The sequence below is a fragment of the Pseudoclavibacter terrae genome (assembly GCF_008831075.1).
GTDB classification, from domain to species: Bacteria; Actinomycetota; Actinomycetes; order Actinomycetales; family Microbacteriaceae; genus Pseudoclavibacter; species Pseudoclavibacter terrae.
The window spans coordinates 482787-508941 of sequence record NZ_WBJX01000003.1 but is presented as its reverse complement, the minus strand read 5'-3'; the positions used below and the strand labels follow the sequence as shown (position 1 = coordinate 508941).

General features: G+C 70.0%; 20 protein-coding genes and 2 tRNA genes. 6 read left to right on the top strand and 16 right to left on the bottom strand.

The window, feature by feature from the left end; genetic code table 11:
• Positions 1-503: 503 nt before the first annotated feature.
• From F8O03_RS11855 to serS, 8 genes are all read right to left on the bottom strand, one after another.
• On the bottom strand, positions 504-1349 hold the full coding sequence (locus F8O03_RS11855; protein ID WP_151424013.1) for a Cof-type HAD-IIB family hydrolase: 846 nt from the start codon (positions 1347-1349) through the stop codon (positions 504-506).
• A gap of 172 nt (positions 1350-1521) precedes the next feature.
• Positions 1522-1611: transfer RNA gene (locus F8O03_RS11850), tRNA-Ser, on the bottom strand.
• A 101-nt stretch (positions 1612-1712) separates the two neighbouring features.
• Positions 1713-3005 carry an LCP family protein gene (locus tag F8O03_RS11845; protein WP_151424012.1) on the bottom strand — a complete coding sequence of 431 codons (1293 nt, stop codon included), beginning with the start codon at positions 3003-3005 and terminating at the stop codon, positions 1713-1715.
• A 105-nt stretch (positions 3006-3110) separates the two neighbouring features.
• The gene (locus tag F8O03_RS11840; RefSeq protein ID WP_151424011.1) at positions 3111-4460 is read right to left on the bottom strand and encodes an LCP family protein; all 1350 of its coding nucleotides are present in this window, start codon (positions 4458-4460) and stop codon (positions 3111-3113) included.
• A 29-nt stretch (positions 4461-4489) separates the two neighbouring features.
• A tRNA-Ser gene (locus F8O03_RS11835) sits at positions 4490-4577 on the bottom strand.
• Between the two features lie 98 nt (positions 4578-4675).
• Positions 4676-6157: an LssY C-terminal domain-containing protein gene (locus tag F8O03_RS18265; protein ID WP_208851855.1), complete on the bottom strand. Its 1482-nt coding sequence runs from the start codon at positions 6155-6157 to the stop codon at positions 4676-4678.
• 8 nt (positions 6158-6165) lie between these two features.
• On the bottom strand, positions 6166-7020 hold the full coding sequence (locus F8O03_RS11825; RefSeq protein ID WP_244296214.1) for an HAD family hydrolase: 855 nt from the start codon (positions 7018-7020) through the stop codon (positions 6166-6168).
• Positions 7017-8282 (bottom strand): serine--tRNA ligase, encoded by a 1266-nt coding sequence (gene serS / locus F8O03_RS11820; RefSeq protein ID WP_151424010.1) that lies wholly within the window; start codon positions 8280-8282, stop codon positions 7017-7019. The genes F8O03_RS11825 and serS overlap by 4 nt, the downstream gene beginning before the upstream one ends.
• Positions 8283-8366: 84 nt before the next feature.
• On the opposite strand from serS, the gene F8O03_RS11815 reads away from it, so the two are divergent.
• The 3 genes from F8O03_RS11815 to F8O03_RS11805 all read left to right on the top strand — a co-directional run bounded on the left by F8O03_RS11815 (position 8367) and on the right by F8O03_RS11805 (position 10391).
• A complete protein-coding gene (locus F8O03_RS11815; protein WP_151424009.1) occupies positions 8367-9536 on the top strand; it encodes a diacylglycerol/lipid kinase family protein in 1170 nt (389 codons plus the stop codon).
• A 165-nt stretch (positions 9537-9701) separates the two neighbouring features.
• Positions 9702-9950 (top strand): helix-turn-helix domain-containing protein, encoded by a 249-nt coding sequence (locus tag F8O03_RS11810; RefSeq protein WP_151424008.1) that lies wholly within the window; start codon positions 9702-9704, stop codon positions 9948-9950.
• Positions 9951-10076: 126 nt separating this feature from the next.
• Positions 10077-10391, top strand: coding sequence for a DUF6907 domain-containing protein (locus tag F8O03_RS11805; protein ID WP_151424007.1), 315 nt, complete (start codon positions 10077-10079; stop codon positions 10389-10391).
• Between the two features lie 22 nt (positions 10392-10413).
• Here the strand turns inward: F8O03_RS11805 and F8O03_RS11800 are convergent, their stop codons facing one another.
• Positions 10414-10737 (bottom strand): LapA family protein, encoded by a 324-nt coding sequence (locus F8O03_RS11800; RefSeq protein WP_151424006.1) that lies wholly within the window; start codon positions 10735-10737, stop codon positions 10414-10416.
• Positions 10738-10895: 158 nt separating this feature from the next.
• A complete protein-coding gene (locus tag F8O03_RS11795) occupies positions 10896-12317 on the bottom strand; it encodes a hypothetical protein (RefSeq protein ID WP_151424005.1) in 1422 nt (473 codons plus the stop codon).
• Between the two features lie 439 nt (positions 12318-12756).
• Between F8O03_RS11795 and F8O03_RS11790 the strand changes: the two genes are divergently transcribed.
• The gene (locus tag F8O03_RS11790) at positions 12757-13059 is read left to right on the top strand and encodes a DUF6907 domain-containing protein (RefSeq protein ID WP_151424004.1); all 303 of its coding nucleotides are present in this window, start codon (positions 12757-12759) and stop codon (positions 13057-13059) included.
• Between the two features lie 3 nt (positions 13060-13062).
• Here F8O03_RS11790 and pheA read toward each other — a convergent pair whose 3' ends face one another.
• Positions 13063-14010 carry a prephenate dehydratase gene (gene pheA / locus F8O03_RS11785; protein ID WP_151424003.1) on the bottom strand — a complete coding sequence of 316 codons (948 nt, stop codon included), beginning with the start codon at positions 14008-14010 and terminating at the stop codon, positions 13063-13065.
• 67 nt (positions 14011-14077) lie between these two features.
• Between pheA and pgm the strand changes: the two genes are divergently transcribed.
• Positions 14078-15706: a phosphoglucomutase (alpha-D-glucose-1,6-bisphosphate-dependent) gene (gene pgm, locus F8O03_RS11780; protein ID WP_151424002.1), complete on the top strand. Its 1629-nt coding sequence runs from the start codon at positions 14078-14080 to the stop codon at positions 15704-15706.
• 130 nt (positions 15707-15836) lie between these two features.
• On the opposite strand, the gene F8O03_RS11775 is transcribed toward pgm, so the two are convergent.
• Positions 15837-18317: a hypothetical protein gene (locus F8O03_RS11775; protein ID WP_244296212.1), complete on the bottom strand. Its 2481-nt coding sequence runs from the start codon at positions 18315-18317 to the stop codon at positions 15837-15839.
• 150 nt (positions 18318-18467) lie between these two features.
• Complete coding sequence (locus tag F8O03_RS18085; RefSeq protein ID WP_167516554.1) at positions 18468-19457, bottom strand: M15 family metallopeptidase; 990 nt, start codon at positions 19455-19457, stop codon at positions 18468-18470.
• A gap of 132 nt (positions 19458-19589) precedes the next feature.
• Here F8O03_RS18085 and F8O03_RS11760 point away from each other — a divergent pair, with 132 nt between their 5' ends.
• The gene (locus F8O03_RS11760; protein ID WP_151423998.1) at positions 19590-19877 is read left to right on the top strand and encodes a GNAT family N-acetyltransferase; all 288 of its coding nucleotides are present in this window, start codon (positions 19590-19592) and stop codon (positions 19875-19877) included.
• Between the two features lie 43 nt (positions 19878-19920).
• Here the strand turns inward: F8O03_RS11760 and eccCa are convergent, their stop codons facing one another.
• Genes eccCa through F8O03_RS11745 form a run of 3 tightly spaced genes read right to left on the bottom strand, consistent with a single transcriptional unit; the run spans position 19921 to position 26110 of the window.
• A complete protein-coding gene (eccCa, locus tag F8O03_RS11755; protein ID WP_151423997.1) occupies positions 19921-23898 on the bottom strand; it encodes a type VII secretion protein EccCa in 3978 nt (1325 codons plus the stop codon).
• Positions 23895-24779 (bottom strand): hypothetical protein, encoded by an 885-nt coding sequence (locus F8O03_RS11750; RefSeq protein WP_151423996.1) that lies wholly within the window; start codon positions 24777-24779, stop codon positions 23895-23897. The genes eccCa and F8O03_RS11750 overlap by 4 nt, the downstream gene beginning before the upstream one ends.
• Complete coding sequence (locus F8O03_RS11745; protein ID WP_151423995.1) at positions 24776-26110, bottom strand: EsaB/YukD family protein; 1335 nt, start codon at positions 26108-26110, stop codon at positions 24776-24778. Before F8O03_RS11745 ends, F8O03_RS11750 begins: the two co-directional genes overlap by 4 nt.
• Positions 26111-26155: the final 45 nt, after the last annotated feature.

Genomic DNA, 26155 nt, shown 5'->3' with positions numbered 1-26155 from the left:
GCTGCCTGATAAACATCACGCCACCACACCGAAGTGCGATGACAAGTTTGAAACTGACAAAAAACAAAACAACACCAAACCCGAAGGCTCAGTACTGACTTGTATTGTCCAAATATGTTTCCAAAAGGAATCCTTACCCCTCCAAGAAGAAGAGGCACGGGATCAAATTGGCATTTGACATAGTGCACGCTGTTGAGTTCTCAAGAATCGGACGCTTCTCGTTTCCGGCCTATTCGACCATCTCCCGAGAGCAACCTCTCTAACTTACATCAGGATTGGAACCTTGTCAACTTGAGCTGTGCGAGATTCGCAATTGCTACTGGACGTTCATGGTCCTGATGTTGAGTTGTGTGCGCTCCTTCCTGGCCGGTTTCCCTGCCGCTCGGAAGCAACCTGTGTAACTTACCCGCGTTTCGATCCAGAGGTCAAACCATCCACGAACCCGGGCGTGTCGCACCCGTGGGCTGGCATGCAGGCCAAGCACGAGTGGACGGCTCCGAGCCCTACCTCACCAGGCCGTGGCGGGCGAATGCAGTGAAGATGCCGTCTTCCAGCACAGTGCTGGTGACCTCATCGGCAAGCTTCTGCAGTTCGGGGTCGGCGTTCCCCATCGCGATCCCAACGCCGCACACGTCGAACATCTCGATGTCGTTCCAGCTGTCGCCGATGCCGATGGCATCAGCGCGGTCCAGCCCAAGGTGCTCGAGCACCTTGTCTATGGCGGCGCCCTTCGTGGTGCCGGGAAGACCGATCTCCCCGTCGGAACCACCCGGCAGCGGCATGCTCCCGCGCACGATGTGGAAGCGCCCGCCGAACTCGGCCTTCGCCCGATCAACGGCTCCGGGCTGCTCGGTGAAGAACACCGCCTTCGCGATCTGGGTGAGCGGTGCGTCCGCGATGGGCTCAGCGGAGAAGCCCTCTTGCGGCGAGGTCTGCGGTTCGACCTTCCCGACCTGCGCGGTCTGCAGGTGCTGCATGAGTGCCGCTCGTGTGGCTTCAGGTGCGTAGACGCGCTCGTCGCTCTGCAGCAAGTAGTGGAGGTCGTACTTCTCGAAGTGCGCGATGAGGGCATCGAGCTCGGCCCGCGGCATCGTCTCCTCGTGCACGCGAACGTCTCCCGCATCCGCGAAGGCCCCGCCGTTGGTGACAGCCCCGTCGAACCCGATATCGAGCACCGCCTGCGGGATGTGCCCCGCCGCTCGGCCAGTGCAGAGGTAGACGAGGTGCCCTGCGGCACGCGCCTCACGCACTGCTCGCACGGTTGAGGGAGCGATCCGACGCCCGTGGTCGAGGATCGTTCCGTCGACGTCGAGGAAGGCGATCTTGGGACTGGTCGAGCGTTCTGGCATGTGACCTCACGTTGGTTCGGGAGTGCAGGGGCACTGACCAACCAACCATATGCCGTGCGCGTCGCCCCAGGACCGGTGGGTGGTCGCTGCCGCAGTGCCGCCACCGGATGCACGAAACCCCGGCTCCGAGCTGGGCTCGAACCGGGGTCTCATCTTGGTGTTCTCTGCAGAGCGGAGACGAGGGGATTTGAACCCCTGGTCCCCTCAAAGGGGACTCCACCTTAGCAGGGTGGTGCACTCGGCCGGACTATGCGACGTCTCCAAGACTCACCTATCGTAGCGGGTCGCGCGCCAAGTTCCGAACCGAGCGGGAAATTGGCGTGCGACTGCTCGTGGCACGCGCCGGCCAAGCCGAGTCGGGCGCTATCCGAAGAGGGTCGTCGGGTTGGAGCACGACTCCTGGTCGGCTGCCTGCCCCGCGAAGGTGGGGGCCGGGGTCGCGACCGGCGCGCTCGGGTCGACGGGCGCATCCGTGGCCGCGTCCTCACCGGTCGTGCCGTCACCAGTCGTGCCGTCGGATGCCGCGCCGTCCTCACCGGTCGGCGCCCCGGCAACCGACAGCGGCTGGTCGGCCGCGAGCAGGTCCCACATGGCCGTCGCGTCGGGCTCGAGCGGCATGACCCGCGAACCGTCGTAGTCGGCGGTCGGCAGCTGCACGAAGGAGATCTTCGACAGATCCACCTGGTTGAGCGCGGACGCCATGCCCATGAGCGTCTGCACGTCGGCAAGCGACTTCGTCATCTTCATGTTCTGCGTCGCCGCGACCCCGAGGCCGTACAGCTTCGTCGGGTTCGCGAGGGTGCCGGCGCTCTTCACCTCGCGGATGAGCGACGACAGGAAGACCTGCTGGTTCGCGATGCGCTGCAGGTCGCTGCCCCCCACGCCGTGGCGGGTACGGAGGAACTTCAGCGCGTCCTCACCCTGCAGCGTGTAGTTGCCGGGCTGCAGGTAGAGGCCCACGTAGTCATCGCTGATCTCGTTCGCGACGCACACGTCGACGCCGCCCACCGCGTTCGACATCTCGATGACCCCGAGGAACTGCACCATCGCCGCGTACGGGACATCCAGTCCGCTCATCGCCTCGACCGTCTCGACGACGCAGCCCATGCCGCCCTCGCCGAGGATGCTGTTCATCGGCACCTCGAAGCGCTCCTCTTGGGCGACTCCCTGGTCATTGGTGCACGCCGGCTGGTCGACGATCGTGTCGCGGGGGATGCTGACGACGGATGCGTGCGTGCGGTCGGCGGAGACGTGCAGCAGCATGTTCACGTCGTTGAGCACGCCGGACGCGTCCTCGTCGCCCTCCCCGTACTCGGCACCCTGGCCTGTGCGGTCATCGCTGCCGACGAGGAGGATGTTGAAGCCGCCCTCGATCTCGTCGAACGCCACGGTGTCCCCGTCATCTCCGCCAGGATTCGGCAGCACGTCGAGCCGCCCCCAGAGGCCGGCGACGGCGATGCCGCCGATGGCGAGCACGCTCACGAGCGCCACCGACAGCGCGATGAGCAGCCCCTTGCCAAGCGAGCGAGCCGCGGACGTCACCGGGAGCCGGCCGTGCTGGGCGACCCCACCGCGCGCATCCGGGTGCAGGATGCCGTCGTCACCGGCGCGGTCGAAGCGCTGAGCGCTGCTCCCCCGTCGTCGAGAAGTCGTCACAGGTGCGGGCCTCCCCCGAAGCGTACGTGGAGTTCGTCAGCATAGGCCGCGCGAACGTGGATCACCTGACCACGCCCGAGCGGCGCGCGGCGCGGCGCGATGAGCTCAGAAGAGCGACGTGCTCGCGTTGGAGCACGACTCCTCGTCGGCGCGCTGACCGGCGAGCGTCGGCTGCGGCACCGCTGTCGTCGGCGCCGTCTCGACCGGAAGACCGGTTGCCGGGTCGACGGGGATGCCCGTGGCCGGGTCGATCGGGAAGCCGGTGGTGGGGTCGATGACCCAGCCCGTCTCCGGATCGATGTTGACCGTCGCGTTCGGATCCGCGGGCGTCTCCGTCGCCTCTGGAGCACCAGCGACCTCGAGCGACTGGTCGGTGCGCAGCAGCTCCCACATGGCCGTCGCGTCCGGCTCGAGCGGCTGCACGCGCGCCGAGTCGTACTCGCCCGTCGGCAGCTGCACGAACGTGATCTTGTCGAGCGGCACCTGCGAAAGCGCCATGGCCATGCTGACGAGCGTGTTGGGGTCGGTGAGCGAGCTCGACATGGTCATGTTCTGCGTCGCCGCGACACCGAGGCCGTAGAGCTTGACGGGGTTCGTGAGCGTGCCCGCGCTCTTCACCTCGCGGATGAGGGAGGACAGGAACACCTGCTGGTTCGCGATGCGGGTGAGGTCGCTGCCGTCGCCGACGCCGTGGCGGGTGCGGAGGAACTTGAGCGCATCCTCGCCCTGCAGCGTGTAGTCGCCCGGCTGAAGGTACAGGCCGACGTAGTCGTCGTTGATCTCGTTCGCCACGCAGACGTCGACGCCGCCGACGGCGTTGGACATCTCGATGACGCCGCGGAACTTCACCATGGCCGCGTACGGGATCTCGATGCCGCTCATCGCCTCGACCGTGGAGACGACGCAGTTCATGCCGCCCTCGCCGAGGATGCTGTTCATGGGGACCTCGTAGGCCTCTTCCATGGCAACGCCCTGGTCGTTGGTGCAAGCCGGCTTGTTCACGATCGTGTCTCGCGGGATGCTGACGACGGATGCGCTCGAGCGGTCCTCCGCGATGTGCAGGAGCATGTTGACGTCGTTCAGCACGCCGTCCGCATCCGCTTCGCCCTCGCCGAACTCGGCGCCCTGCCCCGTGCGGTCATCGCTGCCGACGAGCAGCACGTTGATGCCGCCCTCGATCTCGGCGAAGCTCGCGGGCTCCTCCGAACCCGACGGGTCGGCGATGTCGAAGGTCGTGACCTTCGCCTGCAGGTTGATCCAGGCGAGCGCCCCGACGAACATGACGCTGACGAGCGCGACGCACAGGGCGATCGTCCCCGTCTTCACCACCGAGTTCGTCGGCGTCGTCACGTGCAGCTTGCCGTGGCGTGCCGAGGTGACCTTCGGCACTTCATCCTTGACGCCCTGGCCCGGGACGAAGCCGCGCCGTGCGCGGGAAGGTCCGGAGTGCGTCACAGGCGGGGTTCCTCACGTCAGGGGCTTGGTGGCGGAGGGCGTGGGATTCGAACCCACGAGACATTGCTGCCCACTGGTTTTCAAGACCAGCTCCATCGGCCGCTCGGACAGCCCTCCAGGATTGCTCACAACGATTCAGTATCGTTTTCGAGCTTGTCGCGTGTCCATGGTAACCGAAAGTGAAATGTCTGGTTACACGGCGAGGACCCGCGACCTCACGAACGCTGCCGCGAGTACTGACGCGCTGGCTTCCCTGACAGAGCCAGCAGGGACAGGATATCCAGAGCCGTGAACGCGAGGGTAGTGCTGAACCTGATTTCCTCGTCGCCGGCCCACCAGCTGCCGAACTGCAGCGCGATCGACGCCGCCGCGTAGAGCAGCAGTGTGATGCGGGCCCAGTTGACGCCGCGCAAGACGAGCACGCCGAGCAGCAGCGACGTGATGACGATGATGGCGCCCGCGATCATCGTCACGATCCACGCGGGCTCCGCGAGCGTCGCCGCGTCCGCACCGGCGAGGTCCGCATCCGCGAGCACCACCCGCATGCCGTCCGGCCCGAGCAGGGCCAGCGCCCCGAAGAAGAGCAGGGCGAGCACCCCTCGCCCGAAGACGACGATGGCGCCGAACGTCGTCGTGATCGGACGCCCGTGCCTCCGCACGGCCTCGCCGACGGAGGCCTCGACCGGATTCGATGAGCTGAGGGGCTCGAACGCCGCCCGCTTCCTCGCCGAGCGCTCCGGACGAGCGTGAACGGACGCGGGCCCCGGGGTCGCGGCGTCGGGTGCGGGTGCGGGTGCGACCGTGGCCCGGCGCTCGAACGCGGCGTTCGCCAGCGGCTCGAGCACCGGGGACGAGACGCCCGTCGCAGCATCCGCAGCGCTCGGGAGCTGGAGCACCGGAAGGTTGCCGTCGGTGCGAATCGAGTCGCCGCCCCCGTTGCGCGAGTGGTAGCCGGTGGAGAAGTCCTTCAGGATCGCGACCGACGCCCGCGGCGTGCCCTCGAGCACCGTCGCGACGATGTGGTCTCGCTCGACATCGGTGTCCGCGTCGATCTTGTGCGTGACCTGCAGCGTGAAGAGGGAGAAGCCGACGGCGCGGTCGAACGTGCCGGCCGCGAGCCAGTCGACGCGCGTGCCGCCTGGGAGGAGCCACCCATCCGGACACTTCCAGAACCGCACGTGGTGCCGCTTCGCCGGGTTCCCGGCGACTTCCTGCTGGTACGCGAAATCCTGCTGTCGCCCGAAGAGGAACAGGGGGCTCACCGGCGCCTCGTCGTAGCTGCGCCGAGTGACGGTCGAGGAGATGATCCCGAGGCTCGTGCGCAGCGAGATGTCGTCGGCCCGAGTCCAGCCCGCGCCTCGCATCGCCTCATGCAGCTCGGCCTCGTGACCGAGCAGGCCCAGGTTGATGGGGTCGCCCAGCAGGCCATCGCTCGTGCGGGCCCTGCCGATGAAGTAGTCGGGCACGTACACGGTCGTCAGGATGCGGTGCATGCGCGGCAGCACCAGGTAGGCGAGGAGCGCCCAGAAGATGACCAGGAGCAGGATCCCCCACCAGCCGACCTGCAGGGAGTCGTCGGCGACGAGGAAGGCGAGCCAGATCGCGGCCAGCCCCGCGAACACGAAGAAGAAGCCGTCGAGGCCCTGCCCGATGGCGGCGAGCGGGTGCTTCCGCCTCCGTGGCACGTCGACGGTCATACTCGTGCCTAGCCGAGCTTGCTCAGCGCCGTGCCGAGGCCGTCGTGGGCGAAGTCCGGCGCCAGCACGTTGCCGGCGTCGATGACCTCCTGAGGTGCGTCGCCCATCGCGATGGCAGTTCCCCCGTCGGCCGCCCACTGCAGCATCTCGATGTCGTTGCGCCCGTCGCCGGCGACGACGACCCGCTCCATCGGGATGCCGAGCTCACGACGCACACGCTCGAGCGCGGTGCCCTTGTTGACGCCGTCCGGCGCGATGTCGAGCCACGCCGTCCACCCCACCGAGTAGCTCACCTCGTGCAACCCGAGTCGTTCGATGACCGCCGTGAACTCCTCGATCGAGTGGTCGGGCGAGATGACGACGAGACGCGTCGCCTCGGCGTCGAGCAGCTGCTCGAAGGGGACTTCCTGCCCCCGCGCCTCGAAGCTGCCGTCGGGGAAGTGCCCGCTGTACTTGAACACGCCGTGCGGGTCCTCGACCGCGAACATGGCGTTCTCGAGGGCGCCGCGCAGGCTCACGAGCACCTCGGTGGGGTCGAAGGTCTCGATCCACCGGGTCGCGTAGCCGCCCTGAGCGACGGCATCCCGCTCGAGCGTCATGGCCCCGTTCGCAGAGACATGGAACCGGGAGTCGAGGCCGAGCCGCTCCGCGATGGGGCGCGTGTCCGCCCAGCTGCGGCCCGTCGCGAGCATGACCTCGTGGCCTGCCGCCCGCAGGCGACGGACCTGCTCGAACGTGGCGTCTGGGATCGCGCCGTCGATGCCCAGGATCGTTCCGTCGATGTCGAGCGCCACGAGCATCCGCTCGCCTGCGGCACCCGGCTCGTTCGAGGCGCCCAAGCCCGTCAGGCTCTCCGCGCTCACGCGACGGGCTCCATGACCTCGAGGCCGCCGAGGTACGGGCGCAGGGGCTCCGGGATGAGCACCGAGCCGTCCGCGCGCTGATGCGTCTCGAACAGGGCGACGAGCCAGCGAGTCGTCGCCAGCGTTCCGTTGAGCGTCGCGACCGGCGTGGTCTTCCCCGACTCGGTGCGGTGACGCGTCGACAGACGCCGTGCCTGGTAGGTCGTGCAGTTCGACGTCGACGTGAGCTCGCGGTATGCGTCCTGCGTCGGCACCCAGGCCTCCACGTCGAACTTGCGGGCAGCCGAGGAGCCGAGGTCGCCAGCGGCAGTGTCGATGACGCGGTAGCTCAGGCCGAGCGACTGCAGCACCTCCTCCTGCCAGCCGAGGAGCCGCTCGTGCTCCGCCTCCGCCTCCTCTGGCTTCGCGTAGACGAACATCTCGAGCTTGTTGAACTGGTGCACGCGGATGATGCCGCGAGTGTCCTTGCCGTGCGAGCCGGCCTCGCGGCGGTAGCAGGTCGACCAGCCGGCGTAGCGAAGCGGGCCGCCTTCGAGGTCGAGGATCTCATCTGAGTGGTACCCCGCGAGCGCGACCTCGCTGGTGCCCGTCAGGTACAGGTCGTCGTCCTGCAGGTGGTACACCTCGTCGGCGTGCTCGCCGAGGAATCCGGTGCCGCGCATGATCTCGGGCTTCACGAGCGTCGGCGTCGTGAGCATCACGAAGCCGTTGCGGATCGCGACGTCGAGCGCGTACGACATGAGGGCCAGCTCCAGGCGCGCGCCGATGCCGCGGAGGAAGTAGAAGCGCGCACCGGAGACCTTCGCGCCGCGCTGCATGTCGATCGCGCCGAGCATCTCGCCCAGCTCGAGGTGGTCGCGCGGCTCGAAGTCGAAGCTCGGCCGCTCCCCGACGGTCTTGAGCACCTCGAAGTTCTCCTCGCCCCCGGCGGGGACCCCCTCGATGACGAGGTTCTGGATGCGCCCCATCGCAGCATCCGCAGCCGCGCTCGCCTCGTTGGCGGTCTGGCTCGCGGCCTTGACGCTCGCGGCGAGCTCCTTCACCGAGGCGAGGATCGCCGGCTTCTCCTCCTTGCTGGCCTTCGCGACCAGCTTGGACGCCGCGTTCTGCTCGGCCCGCAGGCGCTCGAACTCGGAGATCGCCGACCGGCGAGCCGCATCCGCCTCAAGGGCCGCGTCGACCGTCGCCGGGTCGTTGCCGCGCGAGAGCTGCGAGCGCTTGAGAAGGTCTGGCTGGTCACGGAGAAGCTGGGCGTCGATCACGCGCCAAGCCTAGCTGGCGCAGGTGACGCGAGCACGAGCGAAGCTCGGCGCTCACGCACACCATGGCTGTCTTAGGCTCACTGCATGCCGCATACCGCCCAACAGGGTTCAGACAAGCTCGCCGCCATCGTCGTCAACCCAGTGAAAGTCGACACGAAGGCGCTGCGCGCAGCTGCCGCCGAGAGCGCCGAGCGGTACGACTGGCCAGAGCCGCTCTGGTTCGAGACGACCGTCGAGGATCCCGGTGCCGGGCAGACGAAGGAGGCCATCGCCGCCGGTGCGACCATGATCATCGCCGCCGGAGGCGACGGAACCGTTCGGCTCGTCGCCGAGACGCTCGCCGGCACCGACGTCGCACTCGGTGTCGTACCAGGCGGGACCGGCAACCTGCTCGCCCGCAACATCGGCATCGAGGTCGCCGGGGGCGTGACCGACACGGTCTCCGAGATGGTGCAGAGCGCCTCGACCATCCTGCCGGGCGCGAAGCCCTCCTCGCTGCCCATGACCACCGTCGCTCGCGCCGTGGAAGTTGCCTTCGGCGGAGTGGATGCTCGCATCGACCTCGGCTGGGCCGCCGTCGAACGCGAGGACAAGACCCGCGAGCGCATGGCCTTCACCGTCATGGGCGGCGTCGGGATCGACGCCGGCATGATCGCGAACACCTCAGAGGACCTCAAGAAGAAGGTCGGTTGGGTCGCATACCTGGGGGGCATCCTGCGCTCCGTGGCCAACGGGCCCAACTTCCACCTGCGACTGCGCGTCGACGGCAAGTCGCATGCCAGCACGCTGCGCGCCGCCACCGTGATGGTCGGCAACTGCGGCCTGATGCCCGGCGGACTCCACCTGCTCCCTGACGCCGAGATCGACGACGGACGACTCGACCTCGCCATCATGCGCCCGAACGGACTCCTCGGCTGGCTGCAGATCTACGGGCGCATCGTCGTGCAGTCCGGCATCATGCGCCGCACCGACGTCGGCCGGCGCATCCTGCTGGAAGGTCGCAAGCACGTGCGTGCGCTCACGTACGCGCAGGTCGAGGAGGTCACCTTCCGCCTCGACTCGGGGCCGGAGGAGTTCGAGGTCGACGGGGACGCGGCCGGCCGGATCACGGCTGCGCGCATCTGGATCGAGCCCGCGAGCCTCACCGTGCGCACCCCGAAGCCCATCCCCGAGAACGAGGGTCTGCGCACGCTCGCGCGACGGCTCGGCCTCGCCGCGGCCGAAAACTCCCCGAAGGAGCCTGGGCTCAGCTGAGGCGGCGCGCCCGGGGAGCACGCTCGAGACGGGCGGCTCCCCCGGTCGCATGCCTAACTTTCACACCGGGGTCGCCCGACAGCTTGCAGCTTCGCGGAGCACGGGGCCAGAATGCTACTTATAACTCTGTAGACTCATGAGTAGCATTCCTCCATCATTTGGGACATGGTCGGTGAACTCCAGCGAAGCGTGGGCAAGAACATCCGTCGAATTCGTCTCTCGCGCGGCATCAGCCAAGAGGCCCTCGGCGCGGTCGTGGGGTTGCACCGCACCTACATCGGCTCCGTCGAGCGCGGCGAGCGGAATATCACGCTCCAGACACTCGAAGGCATGGCAGAGCTCCTGGGCGTGGCCGCTATGGAACTCCTCGACGACGACACCTCAGCGCAACCGGGCGCGACCCCCAGCGCCTGACCCTCGCAGCCCCACCTCAACAATGTCGGTGGCAAGCCGTAGCTTGTCGGTGCAGGGCAACGAGAACAGACTGTGCCGGGTCCCCTCGCTTCCCTCCCGCTGATCCGCCGACACCTGGAGCGATCGATGACGCACGCCACCGGCACGAACACCTGCCCGACCTGGTGCATCGCGCTGCACCTCGACGGCGACACCCTGCACCACGGAGCGAGCATCGAGCTCGCGGTCATGCGGCGCCCCAGTCCCGGTGAGCGCCTGTTCCGACCGGAGCTGCCCGCGACGCCGATCACGCTCGAGCTCGTCGCCCATCAAGAGGCGGGTGAGCCTGGGCCGTGGATCGCGGTCCTCCACGAGGGCGCGGCCGTCCTCGACCTCACCACGCTGAGCGCCGAGCACCTCGCCTCGGCGCTCCGCGACCTCGCGGCCGACACGCGTCGCTGAACGCCGCGAACAGCCTCGGTCGTCAGTCGGAACGGGCCGCTCCCCCGCCCGGCTCGTCGACCTCATCCCGCTCGGAGCGCGCGTGCCGCCGCATCCACACGACGAAGGCGACGAGCAGCACGACGATCACCCCGGAGAGCACGGCGATCGTGACCACCGCAGCCCGGGGAACAGACTGCTCCGCGGCACCCGAAGCCACCTCGACGGCCTGTGCCTGCACGGCCCCCCAGAAGAACACTGCCGCGCCGAGGAGGGCGGCGATGATGGCGAGCCCGACGTGACGAACGCGTCGATGCGGGGTGTGGGGAGGGGTGTGGCGAGGGCTGCGGCGAGTAGCTGACGACACGTCTGTCTCTTCTCAAGTGCGACTGCGGACGCCAGGACGCGCGCATCCGGAGACACGGCTGCGTCCTTCCGTGCGCGAAAAAGGGCGGCCCACCCCGTGTCGGGGTAGGCCGCCCAGTCTCTCAGACCGGCGTGCGCCGGACCTGGACCTGCTGGCGCCTAGGCGTCCTGCTTGCGCTTCTTCTGCGCGAGGAGGAGCACGGTACCGGCGAGCAGCACCGAACCGGCGATGCCGAATGCGAGCGTCGCGTCAAACTCGCCACCCGTGGTTGCGAGCGTGTCGTCGCCGCCAGCGGCCGCCGCAGTCTCAGTCGGGGTCGCCGACGTGGATTCCGAAGGCGAAGGCGTGACCGTGATGGTCGTGCCCGGCGTCGCGGTCGGCTCCGTGGTCGCCGTGGCCGTGGGCTCGGTCGTCGCGGTAGCCGTGGGCTCCGTGGTTGCCGTCGGCTCGGTCGTGGCCGTGGCCGTGGGCTCGGTCGTCGCCGTAGCCGTGGGCTCCGTGGTTGCCGTCGGCTCGGTCGTCGCCGTAGCCGTGGGCTCCGTCGTCGCCGTCGCCGTTGGCTCCGTCGTTGCGGTTGCCGTGGGCGTCGGGGTTGCCGTCGCGGTCGGCGTCGCCGTAGCCGTGGGGGTTGCCGTCGGCGTCGCCGTCGGAGTCGGGGCCACGTCGAAGCCGAGGGCGATGCGGATGTTCTTGCGCAGCTCGAGCTGCTCCGCGTCGCTCCACAGGAACTCGAACTTGTCGGCGAGCACCGTGTCACCCGTGGGCTGGACGTCGGTGACGACGAACGCCGCCCAGGTCTCGGCGTAGTCCTCGACGATGTTCATCGCCGCGTAGTTGCTGACGTAGTCCGACTCGTGGGTCGCGTACCAGGCGTTGGCGACGTTCCAGTCGTAGTTGTCCTGCGGGGGCGCGGCGTCGCCGTAGGGCTCCCAGAAGTTCTCGTGGAAGCCGAGGATCTGCGAGTCGGGCTGCGGGCAGCCTTCCCAGAGCTCGAGCTTCTCGCAGGACGCGTAGGTGAGGTCGACCTCGTCCGTGTTGAGCGAGAGCACGTGGGCGAACTCGTGGATGAGGGTCTCGGTGAGGATCGCCTGATCGTCCGCGTAGGCGAGGTTGACCTTCAGCTGCCACTTGGAGGGGTCGGTGCTGTCCTGGTTGACCGAAGCGGCGGTGTTGCTGCTCGGGTTGTTGTAGGTCTCGTACGTCGACATGTGCTCGTTGATGAAGGCAGGCGTCGCGATCTTGACGTAGATCTCCCAGATGGCGGCCTCGTCGGGCGTGACGCCAGCTGGGAGCTCCGCTCCAGGCTGAATGACGTAGTTGCGCACGGGCTCCGTCGAGCGCGAGAGGTGCGAGCGGGTGTCGTCTCCGTGGCGCGACGGTGCCGCGACCGGCTCCGTGCGAGATCCGGTGAGGTCCTCGCTCGGGGTGTCGGCGAGCGCAGGGGCCGAGCCGAGGCCGGCGGAGATCGCGACGATGCCGCCGATGAGTCCGATGGATGCGAGCGTCTTGCGGACGCCGCCGCGAGCCGACATCGAGCGCGAGCCCGTCTCCGACTCAAGCTGTTCGAGCTGCTTCTTCAAGCGTGGGCCCCTTCGTTGGTTGCGGGTCGTGTCGGTGCTGCGAGGCGCCGCTTCGCAAGGGGCGGCCACCCGCGTGGTGGTCATGCTCTCACTCTGCGTCGCTGAGGCGGTGTCCCGCCATCCCACCGGAGCCGTCCCGGAACCGGGGTTGGCTAGCACGCGAAGGTGGGAGTCAGCAAAGTGCTTGACCAACGTAACAGGACCGTGACCTTTTGCAAGGGGCGAATTTCGGGTACTTCTCCCCCTGGCGCCGGGATACGCGGTGCGCTATGCAGCCCAGAGCGGAGGGCACGCGAGACCGGCCCGGTGCCAGACGGCACAGAATGTCGGCGGTCACTTCTACGGTGTCCGGACAGCCCAGCAACCGCTCCGCGCGGCAGCCGCCCCGGCTGTGCCGGACCGGGGCAGCCTGCCGCGTGCACACCAGAGGAGAACGCGCATGATCACGCGATCCGGCACCCCGCTCTGCCCAGCGTGGTGCATCGCCCTGCACCTCGACGCCGATGAGACGCTGCACTATGGCGCCAGCAGAGAGGTCTCCGTGGTCACGCGAGCCCCGGCGCCCCATCGCGAACGTCAGCACGCGTTCGCCCTCGACACGCTGGTGCTCGTCCAGCATCAGGAACACCACGAACGCGTTCCTTGGGTCGCGATCCTGCTGCGCGGCGGCCCGGTGCTCGATCTCACGGCCGACAGCGCACGCCGTCTCGGCGCCAACCTCGCCGACGCCAGCGCGCGATGAGCGTCAGCCGCGCAGCGAGCTCAGCCAGTCGACCGCCTCGCCGAAGTGCTCGTCGCCCCACTTGGGGTCGACGACGACAGGCTTGCGGTCCGCTCTCGGGTACGACCCGAGGAAGATGACGTGCGGGCTGAATCGGCGAAGGCCGAGCAGCGCATCCGCGACCCTCGCGTCGTCGATATGACCATCGAGATCGAGCACGAATCGGTACGAGCCGATGCGGTCCGGCAATGGCCGCGACGTGATCATCGACAGGTTCACGCCGCGAGTCGCGAACTGCTCGAGCATGACCATGAGCGACCCCGGGAACTCCTCTGGAAGCTCCACGATGAGACTCGTCTTGTCAGCCCCAGTCCGAGCCGGAAGCTCACGGCTGAGGCTCACGAGCGCGAACCGTGTGCGCGCCGTCTTGTTGTCCTGGATGCTCTCGCCAAGCACGGACACGTCGAAGCGGTCCTCGACCCCTCGCGGCGCGATCGCGGCGTCGATGTCGCCTCGCTCGTCGAAGAGCGCGTTGACGCTCGAGATGTTCGAGTTCGCGACGACGTGCTCATGACCCGGCACGTTGACGTGCAACCACCTGCGGCACTGTCCGTACGCAACCGGATGCGCCGACACCGTGCGCACATCCTCGAGACGCGTTCCCGGCCGCACGACGAGGCTGAACGAGATCGCCACCTCGTACTCGCCCGCGATACGGAGCCCCGGGATCGTCGCGAGCGCATCCTGCGACGCCGTGACGCCACCCTCGATGCTGTTCTCGATCGCGATCATGGCCGCCACGCTGCGCCCGGAGGTGACATCGGCGAGCGCCTCGCCGACGTTGCTCACCGGACGCCAGATCTGCTCCTCGGCAGCCTCGACCTGACTGAGCGCCGCCTCCGTGAACGTGCCAGCCGGCCCGAGGTAGGAGTACGTCTCTCGCTCATCTGGCACGGTGCTGGCATCGGTCATGGGGTTCAGCCTATGCCGATGCATGAGTTCCTCCCCACGAGACACCGCGCGGTGCCAGACTGAGGGCATGCACGATCGCGCTGGCAGCCTCGCCCTTGAAACTGACCTCATCGATCTCGACGCACTCATCGCTGCGTACGCCGAGAAGATCCCCGACCCCGCCGTGTCGACGCAGCGCGTCGCCTTCGGCACGAGCGGCCACCGCGGCTCGAGCCTGAACTCCTCGTTCAACGAGACGCACATCCTCGCCATCACGCAGGCCATCGTCGAGTACCGAGCGACTCAGGGCATCACCGGCCCGCTCTTCATCGGACGTGACACGCACGGACTCAGCGAACCGGCCGAGCGCAGCGCCCTCGAGGTGCTCGTCGGCAACGGCGTCACCGTGCTCGCCGACCTCGACGACGAATGGGTGCCGACCCCCGCGCTCTCGCACGCGATCATCCGCTACAACGCCGACCCGGCCAACACCGAGCAGGCAGACGGCATCGTCGTCACCCCGAGCCACAACCCCCCGCAAGACGGCGGCTTCAAGTACAACCCCCCTCACGGCGGGCCGGCGGACAGCGACGCGACCGGGTGGATCGCGAACCGCGCCAACGAGCTCATCGAGGCCGGCCTCGAAGGCGTGAAGCGCGGCACCCCGGACACGAGCAACGTGGGCCGCCACGACTTCAAGGGCGACTACGTGCGCGACCTGAAGAACATCATCGACGTCGACGCCATCAAGCGCGAGGGTGTGCGCATCGGCGCCGACCCGCTCGGAGGCGCCAGCGTGCGCTACTGGCAGGCCATCGCCGACGAGTACGGCCTCGACCTCACGGTCGTGAACCCGGACGTGGACGCGCGCTGGCCGTTCATGACGCTCGACTGGGACGGCAAGATCCGCATGGACCCGTCGTCGCAGTCCGCTATGGCCTCCGTGCTCGCACGCCGCCACGACTACGACATCCTCACGGGCAACGACGCCGACGCCGACCGCCACGGCATCGTCACCCCAGACGCGGGGCTCATGAACCCCAACCACTACCTCGCCGTCGCCATCGACTACCTGTGCGCGAACCGCCCTGAGTGGTCCGAGTCGGCCGGCATCGGCAAGACGCTCGTGTCGAGCACCATGATCGACTTCGTCGCAGCATCGCTCGGCCGCACGCTCGTCGAGGTGCCCGTCGGCTTCAAGTGGTTCGTGCCGGGCCTCATCGACGGCTCCATCGTGTTCGGCGGCGAAGAATCAGCAGGAGCCTCGTTCCTCCGCAAGGACGGCACCGTCTGGACCACCGACAAGGACGGCATCCTCCTCGCCCTCCTCGCCGCGGAGATCATCGCCGTCACCGGCAAGACGCCGTCGCAGCGGTACGAGGAGCTCGTCGCCGAGTTCGGTCGCCCCGCCTACGAGCGCGTCGACGCACCGGCCACCCCCGCCCAGAAGGCGGTGCTCGGCAAGCTCGACGGCGACGCGATCTCCGCGGTCGAGGTGGCCGGCGACCCCATCACGGCACGCCTCAGCCATGCCCCTGGCAACGGTGCGGCAATCGGCGGAGTGAAGGTCACCACCGAGAACGCATGGTTCGCCGCCCGCCCGTCCGGTACCGAGGACGTCTACAAGATCTACGCCGAGTCGTTCAAGGGCCCCGAGCACCTGAAGCTCGTGCAGGCGGAGGCCAAGGCGATCGTCGACGCGGCGCTCGGTTCCTGACCGCGCACCGCAGCGCACCACCCGCCGCAGCGACGCTGCCTGCGTTTCCAGCTCCTCGACGAACTCGAGAGGTTGGCAACGCAGGCAGCGTTCTGCTTCGTCGAAGTCTTCGCGCTGCGATGACGCGCGGCTACTGGCCTTCGGCGGGCGTCGGGTTGGTCGCGCTGAGGCGGCCGGCCTGTCCGACACCGGCCGAGAATTCGACGCTCACGATGTCCCCCGACGCGTTGAAGCAGGTCACGCCGGTTTCGAAGGTGATCTCGCACACGAACTCGCCAAGCACCACGGGCGAGTTGTAGGGCTGCACGACGGCACCCTCGAGCGGAATGTCGGCCGTGAGGCACGGGAACGTGTAGCCGTTGGAGTCGAGCCCGACGACGACGCCCGTCGCGCCAGCCTCGCACGCCTGTTCCGGAACCGGGAAGTCGACCGTGTACTGCTGGCAGGCGACGCCCGTCTCCGGGGTGATCTGGCAGCGGATGTTGCCGGTCTCGCTCGTGAAGGTGACCGGCGCGAAGTTGGGGTCGGCGACGGCGGCCGGTCCGGCGGGCGGTGCCGGTTCCTCCGTCGCGGGCTGCTCAGCGGCGGTCTCGCTCGCGGAGGGGTCGCCGCCAGCGATGGGGTCGTCTCGGTTCGCTCCGACGACGTTGCCGATCATGATGGCCGAGAGGATCAGCAGGATCGAGCCGACCACCGAGAGGGCGATGATGCCGAGTCGTCGACGGTTGCGGTTGTCGAGGCCACGCACGGCCGCACCGACGCGTCCACCGCCTCCACCGCTTCCGCCGCCGAGCGCGGCACCGACTCGGTCGAACGGGTTCCGATCAGACGGCTGGACGTCTGGCTCGTCACTGACCGGCCCCGAGGAGACGGGCCCCGTCGACCGCGGCGGGGCGGCAGCAGGGGCACCAGTCGCGCGAGCCGCGGGCCCGGGGCGTCGAGGCGCCCGAGGCGCTCGCACGCCGGCGGACGCCGGTGCGGACGACGAGTCGTCCGCCTCGTCCTCGTCGAACCAGCTGGAGAGCAGCTCCTTGGCAGGGTCCTGCTCGCGCTGGCCTCCCCGAGGCGCCTCGGCTGGGGCGATGCGCGCATTCCGCTCGCTGTCGCGATCCTGCGCGAAGCCCTGGCCCTGCGCGGAATCCTGTTCCTGCGCGAACCCCTGGCCCTGGTTGACGTCCTCGCCGAAAGCGGGTCCGGTGTGCTGCTTCGGCAGCGCGCGCGTCGATGGCTCCACCTCCGGCGCGCTGGGCGCCTGCGCGGCGTTCGGCTCGTGGGCTGCAGCCTCCGGCATGTGCGGGGTCTGCGCCGCCGGGGCGCTGGAAGCGCCGAACAGCTCGGCCGCATCCTGTCGCTCGGAGTCGCGCGCCTCACCGAAGCTCTCGCGCTTGCGAGACGGCAGCGGCACGATGCCGGTCTGCTCGAAGTCGCGCGACACGATCGGGCGGTCGGAGTCGTCGAGGACGCTGCCGTCGCTGCGCTCGCCGGCAAGGAGCTCATCGAAGGCGCTCGTCCCGGCAGGTGCCGCGCGGGGCGGCTCACCGGGAACGACCGCCGGCCCGCTCGGGAAGACGGGGGCAGCGGATGCGCCGCGGAACGGGTCTCCCGTTGCGGGCATCGGCGGCGGAGAGGGGACGACGCGCGGCGTCGGGAGCGCCGGCGGCTCGGCGCGGAACGCGGGAATGCGTGGGGCGTCGCCGCCGGGGCCAGGCTGCGCACCGGCATCCTCGATGCCGGCATCGGCCGACGCCGCGGCGCCAGCTGCTGAGCCGCGGGCGTCTCGTGGCTCGTCGGAACCGGCTGCCGCCGCCGGTCGCTCAGGCGGCCTGCCGAACTGCGGTGCGGCACTGGCTGGCTCGGCGCTCGCCGGCGTCACGCCACGCGGTGCGGATGCGGGGGCCGATGGAGCTGGCGCGGACGGGGCGGATGCGGCCGGCTCCACGGGCGCGGGGTCGCCCGTGCCGTCGAGGTCGGAGAACCAGCTCGGCACCTGTCCGCGCGGCTCGCTGTCGTCTGCGCCGGGCACGCCCGGCTGGGAGGACGCCCGTGCCGGCGGGGTGTTCATGGGGAGCACGTCGAACTCGGTTGTCGGCGGCTCGAACGCGAAGGCGTCCCGCACTGGACCCGTCGTGTTCGGCGTGGACGCCGCAGGAGCCCGCGGCGCCTCCGGGATCTGCGGGGCCGCGGCGTCCTCGGCGGTCGGTGCCGCGACGGGCGGCTCAGCTGGCGCGGGGGTGCGTGGGCGTGCCGGAGTGGGAGGGATGACCGTCTCGGGCGTGACGATTCCTCGCTCACCTGTCGCGCGCAGGTCGGGGTTGAAGCGGCGGCGCGAGCGGAGGAACGACGGGGGCTCCGGAACAACGGGCTCCGGTTCGCTACCGGCGTCGTCCGTCTCTGGCGCGCTCGGCGACGAGGTCTTCGGGCGGTACCGTGCGAAGAAGTCGTCACCGTCGTTGGTCGGCGTCTTCTGCTCCGCCTCCTCGCGAGCGCGGCCCACGACCTCGGAGGGAGGAGTGGGGGCCGAGGCGTTCCAGCGGAACCCGCCCGCACCGATATCAGCGGGTCGGCGCGGAGCAGCGTTGCTGCCGTCGCTCTCGGCGGCGCGAGGGCGCACGGCCGTCAGCTTGGTACCGCACTCGGCGCAGAATCTCTGTCCGACCTGCGCTTCGGCACCACACGTGGGGCACGTTGCCATCTCGACCTCCTGGTCTTGGAGTGCTTCTGCTTCCAAAGCTCTGGCAGAACTCTACCGAGCCTGGCCTCTTCAGTAGCCTGGCGCCGCGGGAGCGCCCAGGAATTCCTCGTACGTGGTGGTGCCAGCCGCCTGCATCGCGGCGGACGTCTCCGTGCCGACGTAGCGGTAGTGCCAGGGTTCGAACTCGTACCCGGTGGTCGCGGTCGCCCCGTCCGGGAAGCGCAGGATGAAGCCGAAGCGGTGGGCGTTCGCGGCGAGCCACTGACCGCCCGCCGTCGTCGAGAAGCACTGCTCGAGCACGCATCCCTCACCCTGCGATGAGATGTCGGCGGCGAGCCCCGTCTGATGCTCGCTGTACCCGGGACGAGCCGACGTGAGGTCGGCCGCCTCCTGGCCGAGGTCGGCGACGTACCCGGTGTAGAGCTCGGTCTGCAGCCCGTAGTCGCGGTATCCGCTGGTCATGTCCAGGGTGAGCCCCGCCTCGGCGCTGGCCGCCGCGAACATCGTCTGCACCGCGGTCGCCGCTTCCGAGCGGAGCGAGTGGCCGTTGGCGGACGGGACGCCGATCTCCGACATGGCGACGAGGTCCGCGGGCGCGTAGTCGGCGGGGACCAGCGGTGTCTGCTTGTTCACGAGCACCGTGATGCTGTTGGGGTCCGTGGTGTTGAGCGCGGAGGCCGGTGGCTGGGTCTCGGTCGGAGTCGGTTCGGCCGTGGCGGTCGGCTCCGGGGTCGGGGTGGCGGTGGGAGTCGGGGTGAGCGTTGGCGTCGCTGGCGTCGAGGTGGATGCGATGGTCGGCACGCTCGCGTCACCGTTCGATGCCGCCGTCACGGCCCAGTAGATGAAGCCGCCTCCCAGGAGCACGACAACCGCGAGGCCCGCCGCGGCGATCTTCCGGTTCCGGCGCACGCGCGCTGAGGCCCTGCGCTTGGTCCGTCCGGCACGCTCGGCGCGCCGGCCCTGGTCGCCCGGCGCCTGAACATCCGTCGTCCGGTCATCCGACGCCCCGCCGCCAGGTGCCTGGCCGTCCGGCGTGTGGTCCTGCTGCTCCTCAGTCACCGGTCAACCCTCGCACAGGCGCTGGCGGGGTCGTCCGGGACTGGCCGAGGGGTGCGGACACTGATGCTCGCGTTCGGCATCGTCGGCGGAACCACTGAGTCTTCTGTCGGTGGGACGGCGTAGCCTCTGCGCATGTCAAATTCCGTCCAGCACCAGCACGATCGCTCGCGGTTCGCCCTCAACGACGGCGACGGCACCGAGATCGGATTCCTGAGCTACGTCACGACCGCCGACGCGATCGTCATCGATCACACCGTCGTCGACCCCGCCTACCAGGGGCAGGGACTCGCCGCGGTCCTGACCGATGCGGCGCTGACGACGCTCGGCGAGCAGTCGGCGCTCACCATCGTCCCGCAATGCCCGTACGTGGCGGCGTTCATCCGCAAGCATCCCGAGTTCCAGCCGCTCACCACCCGCTGAGCGACGCAGCAGGCCAGGCGCCCGCCGAGGAAGAGCCGAGCCGTCAGGCGCGCTCCGGGAGGTTCGCGAGCTGCACGACCGCGGGAGCTTCTCCGCGTCGCACGTACTTGCCGCGTCCCGGGGGCATCCGCTCGGCGTAGAGGCGCGGCGCGATCTGCCCCTCGCTGCGGTCGCCGGAGAGCAGCAGCAGCGCCCCGCCTGTATCCCGAGTGCTCTGCAGGAACGGCGCGTACATGGCCCTGGTCGACCCGGCGACGGGCCTCGTGACGACGATGTGGATGCCCAGGTCGCGAGCTGCAGGCAGGTGAGGGACGAGCGCTCCGAGCGGGTCGGTGCCGCCGGCGGCGACGATGTCGTAGTCGTCGACGAGGAGCACGACCCGTGGCGTCTTCCGGAGCTCCTCGGCGGTACGGCCTGGCCGCTCGGCGAGTTCGCTTGCGATGGACGCCGCGAGCCCGCTCGCCTGCGCCGCCGACTTGGCGTGTGCCGCGAGGTACTCCTCGGGGATCACGCCGGGCACCTTGCCGCGCGGGTCGACGACGGCGATCGCGAGCTCGTCGGGAGTGAACCGATCGACGAGCCCCTTGGCGATGACGCGCAGCGCCGTCGACTTGCCGCTCTTCGCATCCCCGAGCACGACCAGGTGCTGGTCGGAGTCGAGGAAGTCCCACAGCGCGGTGTCCATCGTGTCCTGGCGCAGGCCGAGGGGCACGGCGGCGGGTTCGTCGGCTGCATCCGGCAGGCTCGATGGGTCGACGACGCTCGGCAGGAGGCGGATGGGCGCTGCGGCCGGCCCGCTCCACGATTCCGCCGCTCGGGCCGCGAGTTCCTCGAGGGCGTCGCCGACCTGGTCGGGGTCGACGGCTTCGAGGGTCGGGAGCGCGAACTGGGCCAGGGTCTTCGCGTCGGTGAGGGCGCGCCCCCTGGAGTCGGGTGGCACCGACTTGGCGAGCTTGCGGTCGATGGCCGAGTCGGAGGGGTCGTTGAGGCGCAGTTCGATGCGCGTCCCGAACAGCGACTGGTGCGCCATGCGCAGCTCGCTCCAGCGGCCGAGCGTCACGATGAGGTGGATGCCGTAGCTGGACGCCTGCAGCATGAGTTTCGTGAACGGCCCGTCGAGGTGCTCGAAGTCCTGGCGGAGCGCGCCGTAGCCGTCGACGAGGAGCACGATGTCGGCGGTCGGCAGCCCGGGCAGCTTCCCCGCGGCGTGCATGGCGCGGAGCTGCGCCGTGCTGTCGATGCTGTGACGTTTGAAGAGCTCCTCGCGCATCCGCAGCATCGCGGTGAGCTCCTCGACGAGGCGCACGAGCCTGGAGTCGTCTCCTCGCGTGGCGACGCCGCCGACGTGCGGGAACGCTTCGAGCCTGCGGAGACCGCCGCCCGTCAGGTCCATGCCGTAGATGCCGACGGCGCCCGGCGCGCCGCTGAGGGCCAGCGATGCGGCGATCGTGCGCAGCGCCGTGCTCCGCCCCGACTGCGGGCCACCGATGATGGCGACGTGGCCACCCGACTTCGTGAGGTCGAGCACCCACGGCTCCTGCCGCTGGTTCCCGGGTTCGTCCTCGACTCCGATGACGAAGCGGAGCGGATGCGCTCCCCCTGGGGCAGAAGGGCCGTGGTGGTGTTCGCCGGAATCGCTGGGGTCCGCCGAGTTGTCCGCGCCGGCGGCGAACGCCTCGCCGAGCGAGATGCGCTCGGCGAGCGGGGGCAGCCAGACCGGCCTGACCTTCTTCGGCCGGTCCAGCTGGGCGACGAGGTCGTCGATGAGGGTGCGGCGGGTCTCCGGGGCGCGCAGCACGAGCGGCGCGTCAGGGTCTCCCCCGCTGTCGATGCCGTTGAAGAGGGGGACCTCGACGATGCGCGGCTGCTCGTCGTCCGTGACTGGGCGCGCCTCAGCGACCTCGTCGATCGGACCGGAGACGTAGCCGGCGTGGAAGCGCTGGTAGACGCTCGTGTCGACCTTCAGGTAGCCGTAGCCGGGGATCGGCGGCAGGTGGAAGGCGTCGCCCGACCCGAGCACGACCTGCGACTCGGCCTCGCTGAACGTGCGCAGACCGAGGCGGTAGGACAGGTAGGTGTCGAGGCCGCGCAGCTTGCCGCCCTCGATGCGCTGGCTCGAGAGCAGCAGGTGCACGCCGATGGACCGGCCGATGCGACCGATCTGCAGGAACAGGTCGATGAAGTCGGGTTCCGCCGTGAGCAGCTCGCCGAACTCGTCGATGACGACGAACAGGTGCGGCATGGGTGCAAGCTCGGGGCGGGTGCGGCGCAGCTCGCGGTAGTGCGAGATGGACGGCGATGAGTCGGCGGACTTCAGCAGCTGCTGTCGTCGCACGACCTCACCCTGGAGCGAGGCCTTCGCTCGCACCGTCAGCTGCGGGTCGTCGGCGAGGTTGTCGATGAGGCCCGCGAGATGCGGCAGTCCCTCGAACGGCGCGAAGGCCGCCCCGCCCTTGTAGTCGACGAGGATCATCGCGAGGTCTTCCGGCGGGTGGGACACGGCGAGCGAGAGGATGAGGGTGCGCAGCATCTCCGACTTTCCGGAGCCGGTCGCGCCGATGCAGATGCCGTGCGGGCCCATGCCCTGCTGGGCGCTCTCCTTGAGGTCGAGGTGCACTGGGCGGCCCTGGTCGTTGACGCCGAACGCGACGCGGAGGAACTCCGAGGGCTGCCGCGGCGCCCAGACGCGGTCGAGGGCAACTGGCTTGTCGAGGGGCACGCCGAGGATCTCGGCGATGTCGGCTGCTGGCCCCTCGTCGTCGCGGGCCCCCGCGGTGGCGAAGGTGCGCCGTGCGGCCAGGGCGCGGGCGAGGCCCTCGAAGGCGGTCGATGTCACCTCGTCGGCGTCGAACGCGAGCGTGTGCTGTTCGCTGCCGCCCGCGTTGTGCGTGAGCGCCGCGCCGCCGTCGGCAGCGAGCTCGATGCGCACGTCGACGTCGTCAGGCTCGTGGAGCCGCTCGTCGACGAGGTGGACGATGGTCACGCCGATCTCGCTCGGCGTGTAGCTGCGGTCGGGGAGCTGCAGCGGGCGGGCGGGCTCGCCGTGGCGGTCGTCGACCACGACGAGACTGGTCAGCGTTGTCGCCGTGCCACCGCGACGCCTCGCCGCGGCGGCCGTCTGGGTGCGGTCGAGGAGCTCGCTCCCGATGACGGCGGCGAGCTGGCGGAGGTCGGGTGCGACGCGGCGAGCCGGCATCGGACCGTCGAAGAGGCGCGGGTTCTGGGCATGCGGCAGCAGGTCGAAGCCACGCCAGTCCTCGCTGCGGTCCGGAGCGAAGGCCGCGGCGAGCTGCACGTCGTCCGGGAGCTGGTGGCTCGCCAGCTGGGCGACGAGTCCCCTCGCGAGCGGCACGGTGCGCTCCCGCGGGCCGATGATCGCGACGACGGATGCGCCCCGTAGCTCCGCGACCGCGGGCATCCCGGGCACCTCGCTGTGCGTCTCGGCGAGCAGCTGCGCCTCGCGGAGCAGGATGGGGTCGGCGGGTTCGGTCGGAGAGTCCTCAGCGGAGACCCCGAGCTGGAACCATGGCACGGTCGCCGTGCCGACACGCGCCTGCAGGTGGTCGGGGTCGCCGCGGCGACGGTCCCAGAGGCGAGCCGGATCCTGCACCAGGGACGCCAGGCCGCTGCGGTCGGGGTGCACGAGCCTCGCGGCCCGCGCCGCCCTGGTCGCCTCATCGCGTAGCTCGGTGCGCTGCCGTTCGAGGTAGTCGAGGTAGCGCTTGCGGCGGATGCGCAGCGCCCGGCCGGCGCGTCCCCTGGCCGAGATCGCGAAGCCGACGCCCGAGACGATGGCGACGACGAACACGATGCCGGCGATGAAGAGGAACAGCGGCTGGCCGTTGCGCATGACGACCATCATCGTGACGGATGTGAGCGCGCCGGCGACCGGCAGCAGGAACTGGAATGGCGTCGCGCTGGCCTCGTCGCTCAGCGTGGGCGGCGAGGCGAGCTGGCGGGGCTCTGGTCTCTGGGCCGGGAAGACGGTCCGGGTGGGCCGGTGTGCGTCGCGGATGCTCACGGTCGCCTCCCTGATCGGTCGGGGGTGGGTGCGGGTCGGCTGGGTGCTGGGGGGAACACCGGCGCCTGCGCGGGCGGCTCGGGTGCCGAAGGCGGCGCGGGAACTGCAGCCGAGGGCGAGACCGGAGTCGCAGCCTGACCAGGGACCGACTGCGCGACCGGCGTGGGCACCGGCGGCGCCGCCACCCCCGCGGCCGCATCGATGACCCTGGCGCCGAGGCGCAGCATCCGCACGCCGTCGAGTCCCCGCCCCGCGCCCTCGCGCAGCTTCCGGTCGTGTCGCAGGAGCACGGACGGGAAGGGGAGGTTGTCGACGAGCATCTCGGTCGCGACGCCGGCGACGCGCTGCACGTCGACCGCGACGAGCACGACCCTGGTGTGCGCGCCGATGGCGGCGGCGACGTCGAGCGCCTGCTGGACGCTCGACCGGTCGGCCGGGGCCACGAGGCACAGCACGTGCGAGTGCTCGGCGAGGTCGCAGATGCGCTCCAGGGGAGTCGCGCCCCAGTCCGTGACCGTGAGGTCGTAGGCGTCGCTGGATGCGCGGTGCAGTCGCCACCAGGCGTCGACGTCGGCGGGCCACTCCGCCGGTGACAGCTCGAGCGCCTCGACGGCCGTGCCATCGAGGCCGCGCTCGGGGCGGGGGCTCCCGCCCTGCGCGCTGACGAAGCGCACCCGGTCACGTCGCACCGACGAGAGGAAGCGGGCGAGCTCCACAGCGACCGTCGTGCATCCGGCGCCGACCGCGAGCGAGGCGACCCCGACACGGCGGCGGAGGGCCAGCGGCACGGTGGCGTGCTCTCGAAGCTCGCGCAGCTCGGCCGCCCCGCGCGCCGTGAGCGCGTGCGGCCAGGCGAGGTTCAGGGCGCTCGTTCGGCTCAACGGAACGCCTCGAGGAGGTCGGCGAAGATCCCGAACGAACCGAGCGCGAGGGGCACGACAGTGAGCACCACGAGCAGCTCGACGATGTCGGCCCAGCGCCTGAGCTTGGCGGCGACGACCCCGCTCGGGCTCCACGCGGCGGTGGCGACCGCGACCAGCGCCGCGACGCCCGCGGCGAGGGCCTTCTCGCCGTCGCCGAGGAGCGGCGTCGAGAGCAGCCACAGGATGCCGGGCACGACGGCGGCGGCCAGCAGCGCGAGACGGGGAGGTGCGAGTGGGAACGTGCGCATGCGCAGGAGCGCGACGATGGCGAGGGCCCCCGCGAGCCCCTGCCGCCACGGGTCGGCCGAGAGCAGCAGCTCGGTGAGCGACAGCGCGGCGACGACCGACACGGCGATGACCGTCCAGGTGAGCTGCGCGAACGACTCGCTGATGGCAGCGCGCACGTCAACCGTCGAGGCGCGCTCACCGCGCATGATGCGGTCGTCGTAGGACGTGAGGCCGCTGAGGGAGAGGGCCGCGCCAGGGAGCACGCCGAGGGCCGCGACGCTCAGCACGGACACGATGACCGCGACGCCGCCGCGATCGAAGCCCGCAAGGCTCAGGAAGAAGAGGATGCTGCTGGCGAGCAGCCCGACTGCGGCGCCGTACCTCGCAGACCCCCGTTGGAACCCGATGCCCCACACGAGTCCGAGCACGAACCAGGCGGACATGGCGGCGACGAGCACCGTGTTCGGCACCAGAGCCTCCGTGCCGCCGGTGCCGCCGGTGCCGCCGACCTCCGCGGCGAGCCCGAACGCGGCGGGCAGCGCGATCCCGATCGCTGCGCTCGCGACGGCGACCGCAGCGACCCGCTGGCCCGACCGCGCGAGTCCCGCTCCAACGGCCGCGAGCAGTGCCACGGCGGCGAGCATCCACTGCGCCGGAAGCGCGAACGCGCCCATGGCCCACATGGCAGCACCCGCTGCGGCGACCCCGGCGGTGACGGCCAGCGTCGTGCGCGTGTGCGCCTCTCCCCAGGCGTCCCGCCTCGTGGCGCCGGCCTCCGTGATGGCGTCGGTGATGTCGATGACCTCTGGCGCCTGCGGGGCGTCGTCGGCGGTCGTCACGCGCAGCATGGCGCCCGGCCGCACCCCCTGCTCCTCGAGGGTCGCGTCGAAGTCGAGGGACGCGCCGGTGAGCGTCGTCAGGATCAGCACGTCACCGCCGCGGGGCTGCTCCTCGAGCAGCTCGAGGACGTGAGGAAGGAGCACTCCGACGGGCTCGGTGCTCGGCAGCGCGAGCTCTGCCTTCCGCTCGCTGCCGATGACGGTGAGTCGCGTGTACGACACTCAGTGCTCCTCAGGGTTCTGTCGCCGGGCGTCGGGGTTCGCTCG

Excerpts from the sequence above, each read along its gene's own strand:
- F8O03_RS11805 (WP_151424007.1), top strand. The coding sequence starts at position 10,077 with ATGACGCACGCCACCGGCACGAACACCTGCCCGACCTGGTGCATCGCG.
- F8O03_RS11815 (WP_151424009.1), top strand. The coding sequence starts at position 8,367 with ATGCCGCATACCGCCCAACAGGGTTCAGACAAGCTCGCCGCCATCGTC.
- F8O03_RS11810 (WP_151424008.1), top strand. The coding sequence starts at position 9,702 with ATGGTCGGTGAACTCCAGCGAAGCGTGGGCAAGAACATCCGTCGAATT.
- F8O03_RS11790 (WP_151424004.1), top strand. The coding sequence starts at position 12,757 with ATGATCACGCGATCCGGCACCCCGCTCTGCCCAGCGTGGTGCATCGCC.
- F8O03_RS11855 (WP_151424013.1), bottom strand. The coding sequence starts at position 1,349 with ATGCCAGAACGCTCGACCAGTCCCAAGATCGCCTTCCTCGACGTCGAC.
- F8O03_RS11760 (WP_151423998.1), top strand. The coding sequence starts at position 19,590 with ATGTCAAATTCCGTCCAGCACCAGCACGATCGCTCGCGGTTCGCCCTC.
- pheA (WP_151424003.1), bottom strand. The coding sequence starts at position 14,010 with ATGACCGATGCCAGCACCGTGCCAGATGAGCGAGAGACGTACTCCTAC.
- pgm (WP_151424002.1), top strand. The coding sequence starts at position 14,078 with ATGCACGATCGCGCTGGCAGCCTCGCCCTTGAAACTGACCTCATCGAT.
- F8O03_RS18265 (WP_208851855.1), bottom strand. The coding sequence starts at position 6,157 with ATGACCGTCGACGTGCCACGGAGGCGGAAGCACCCGCTCGCCGCCATC.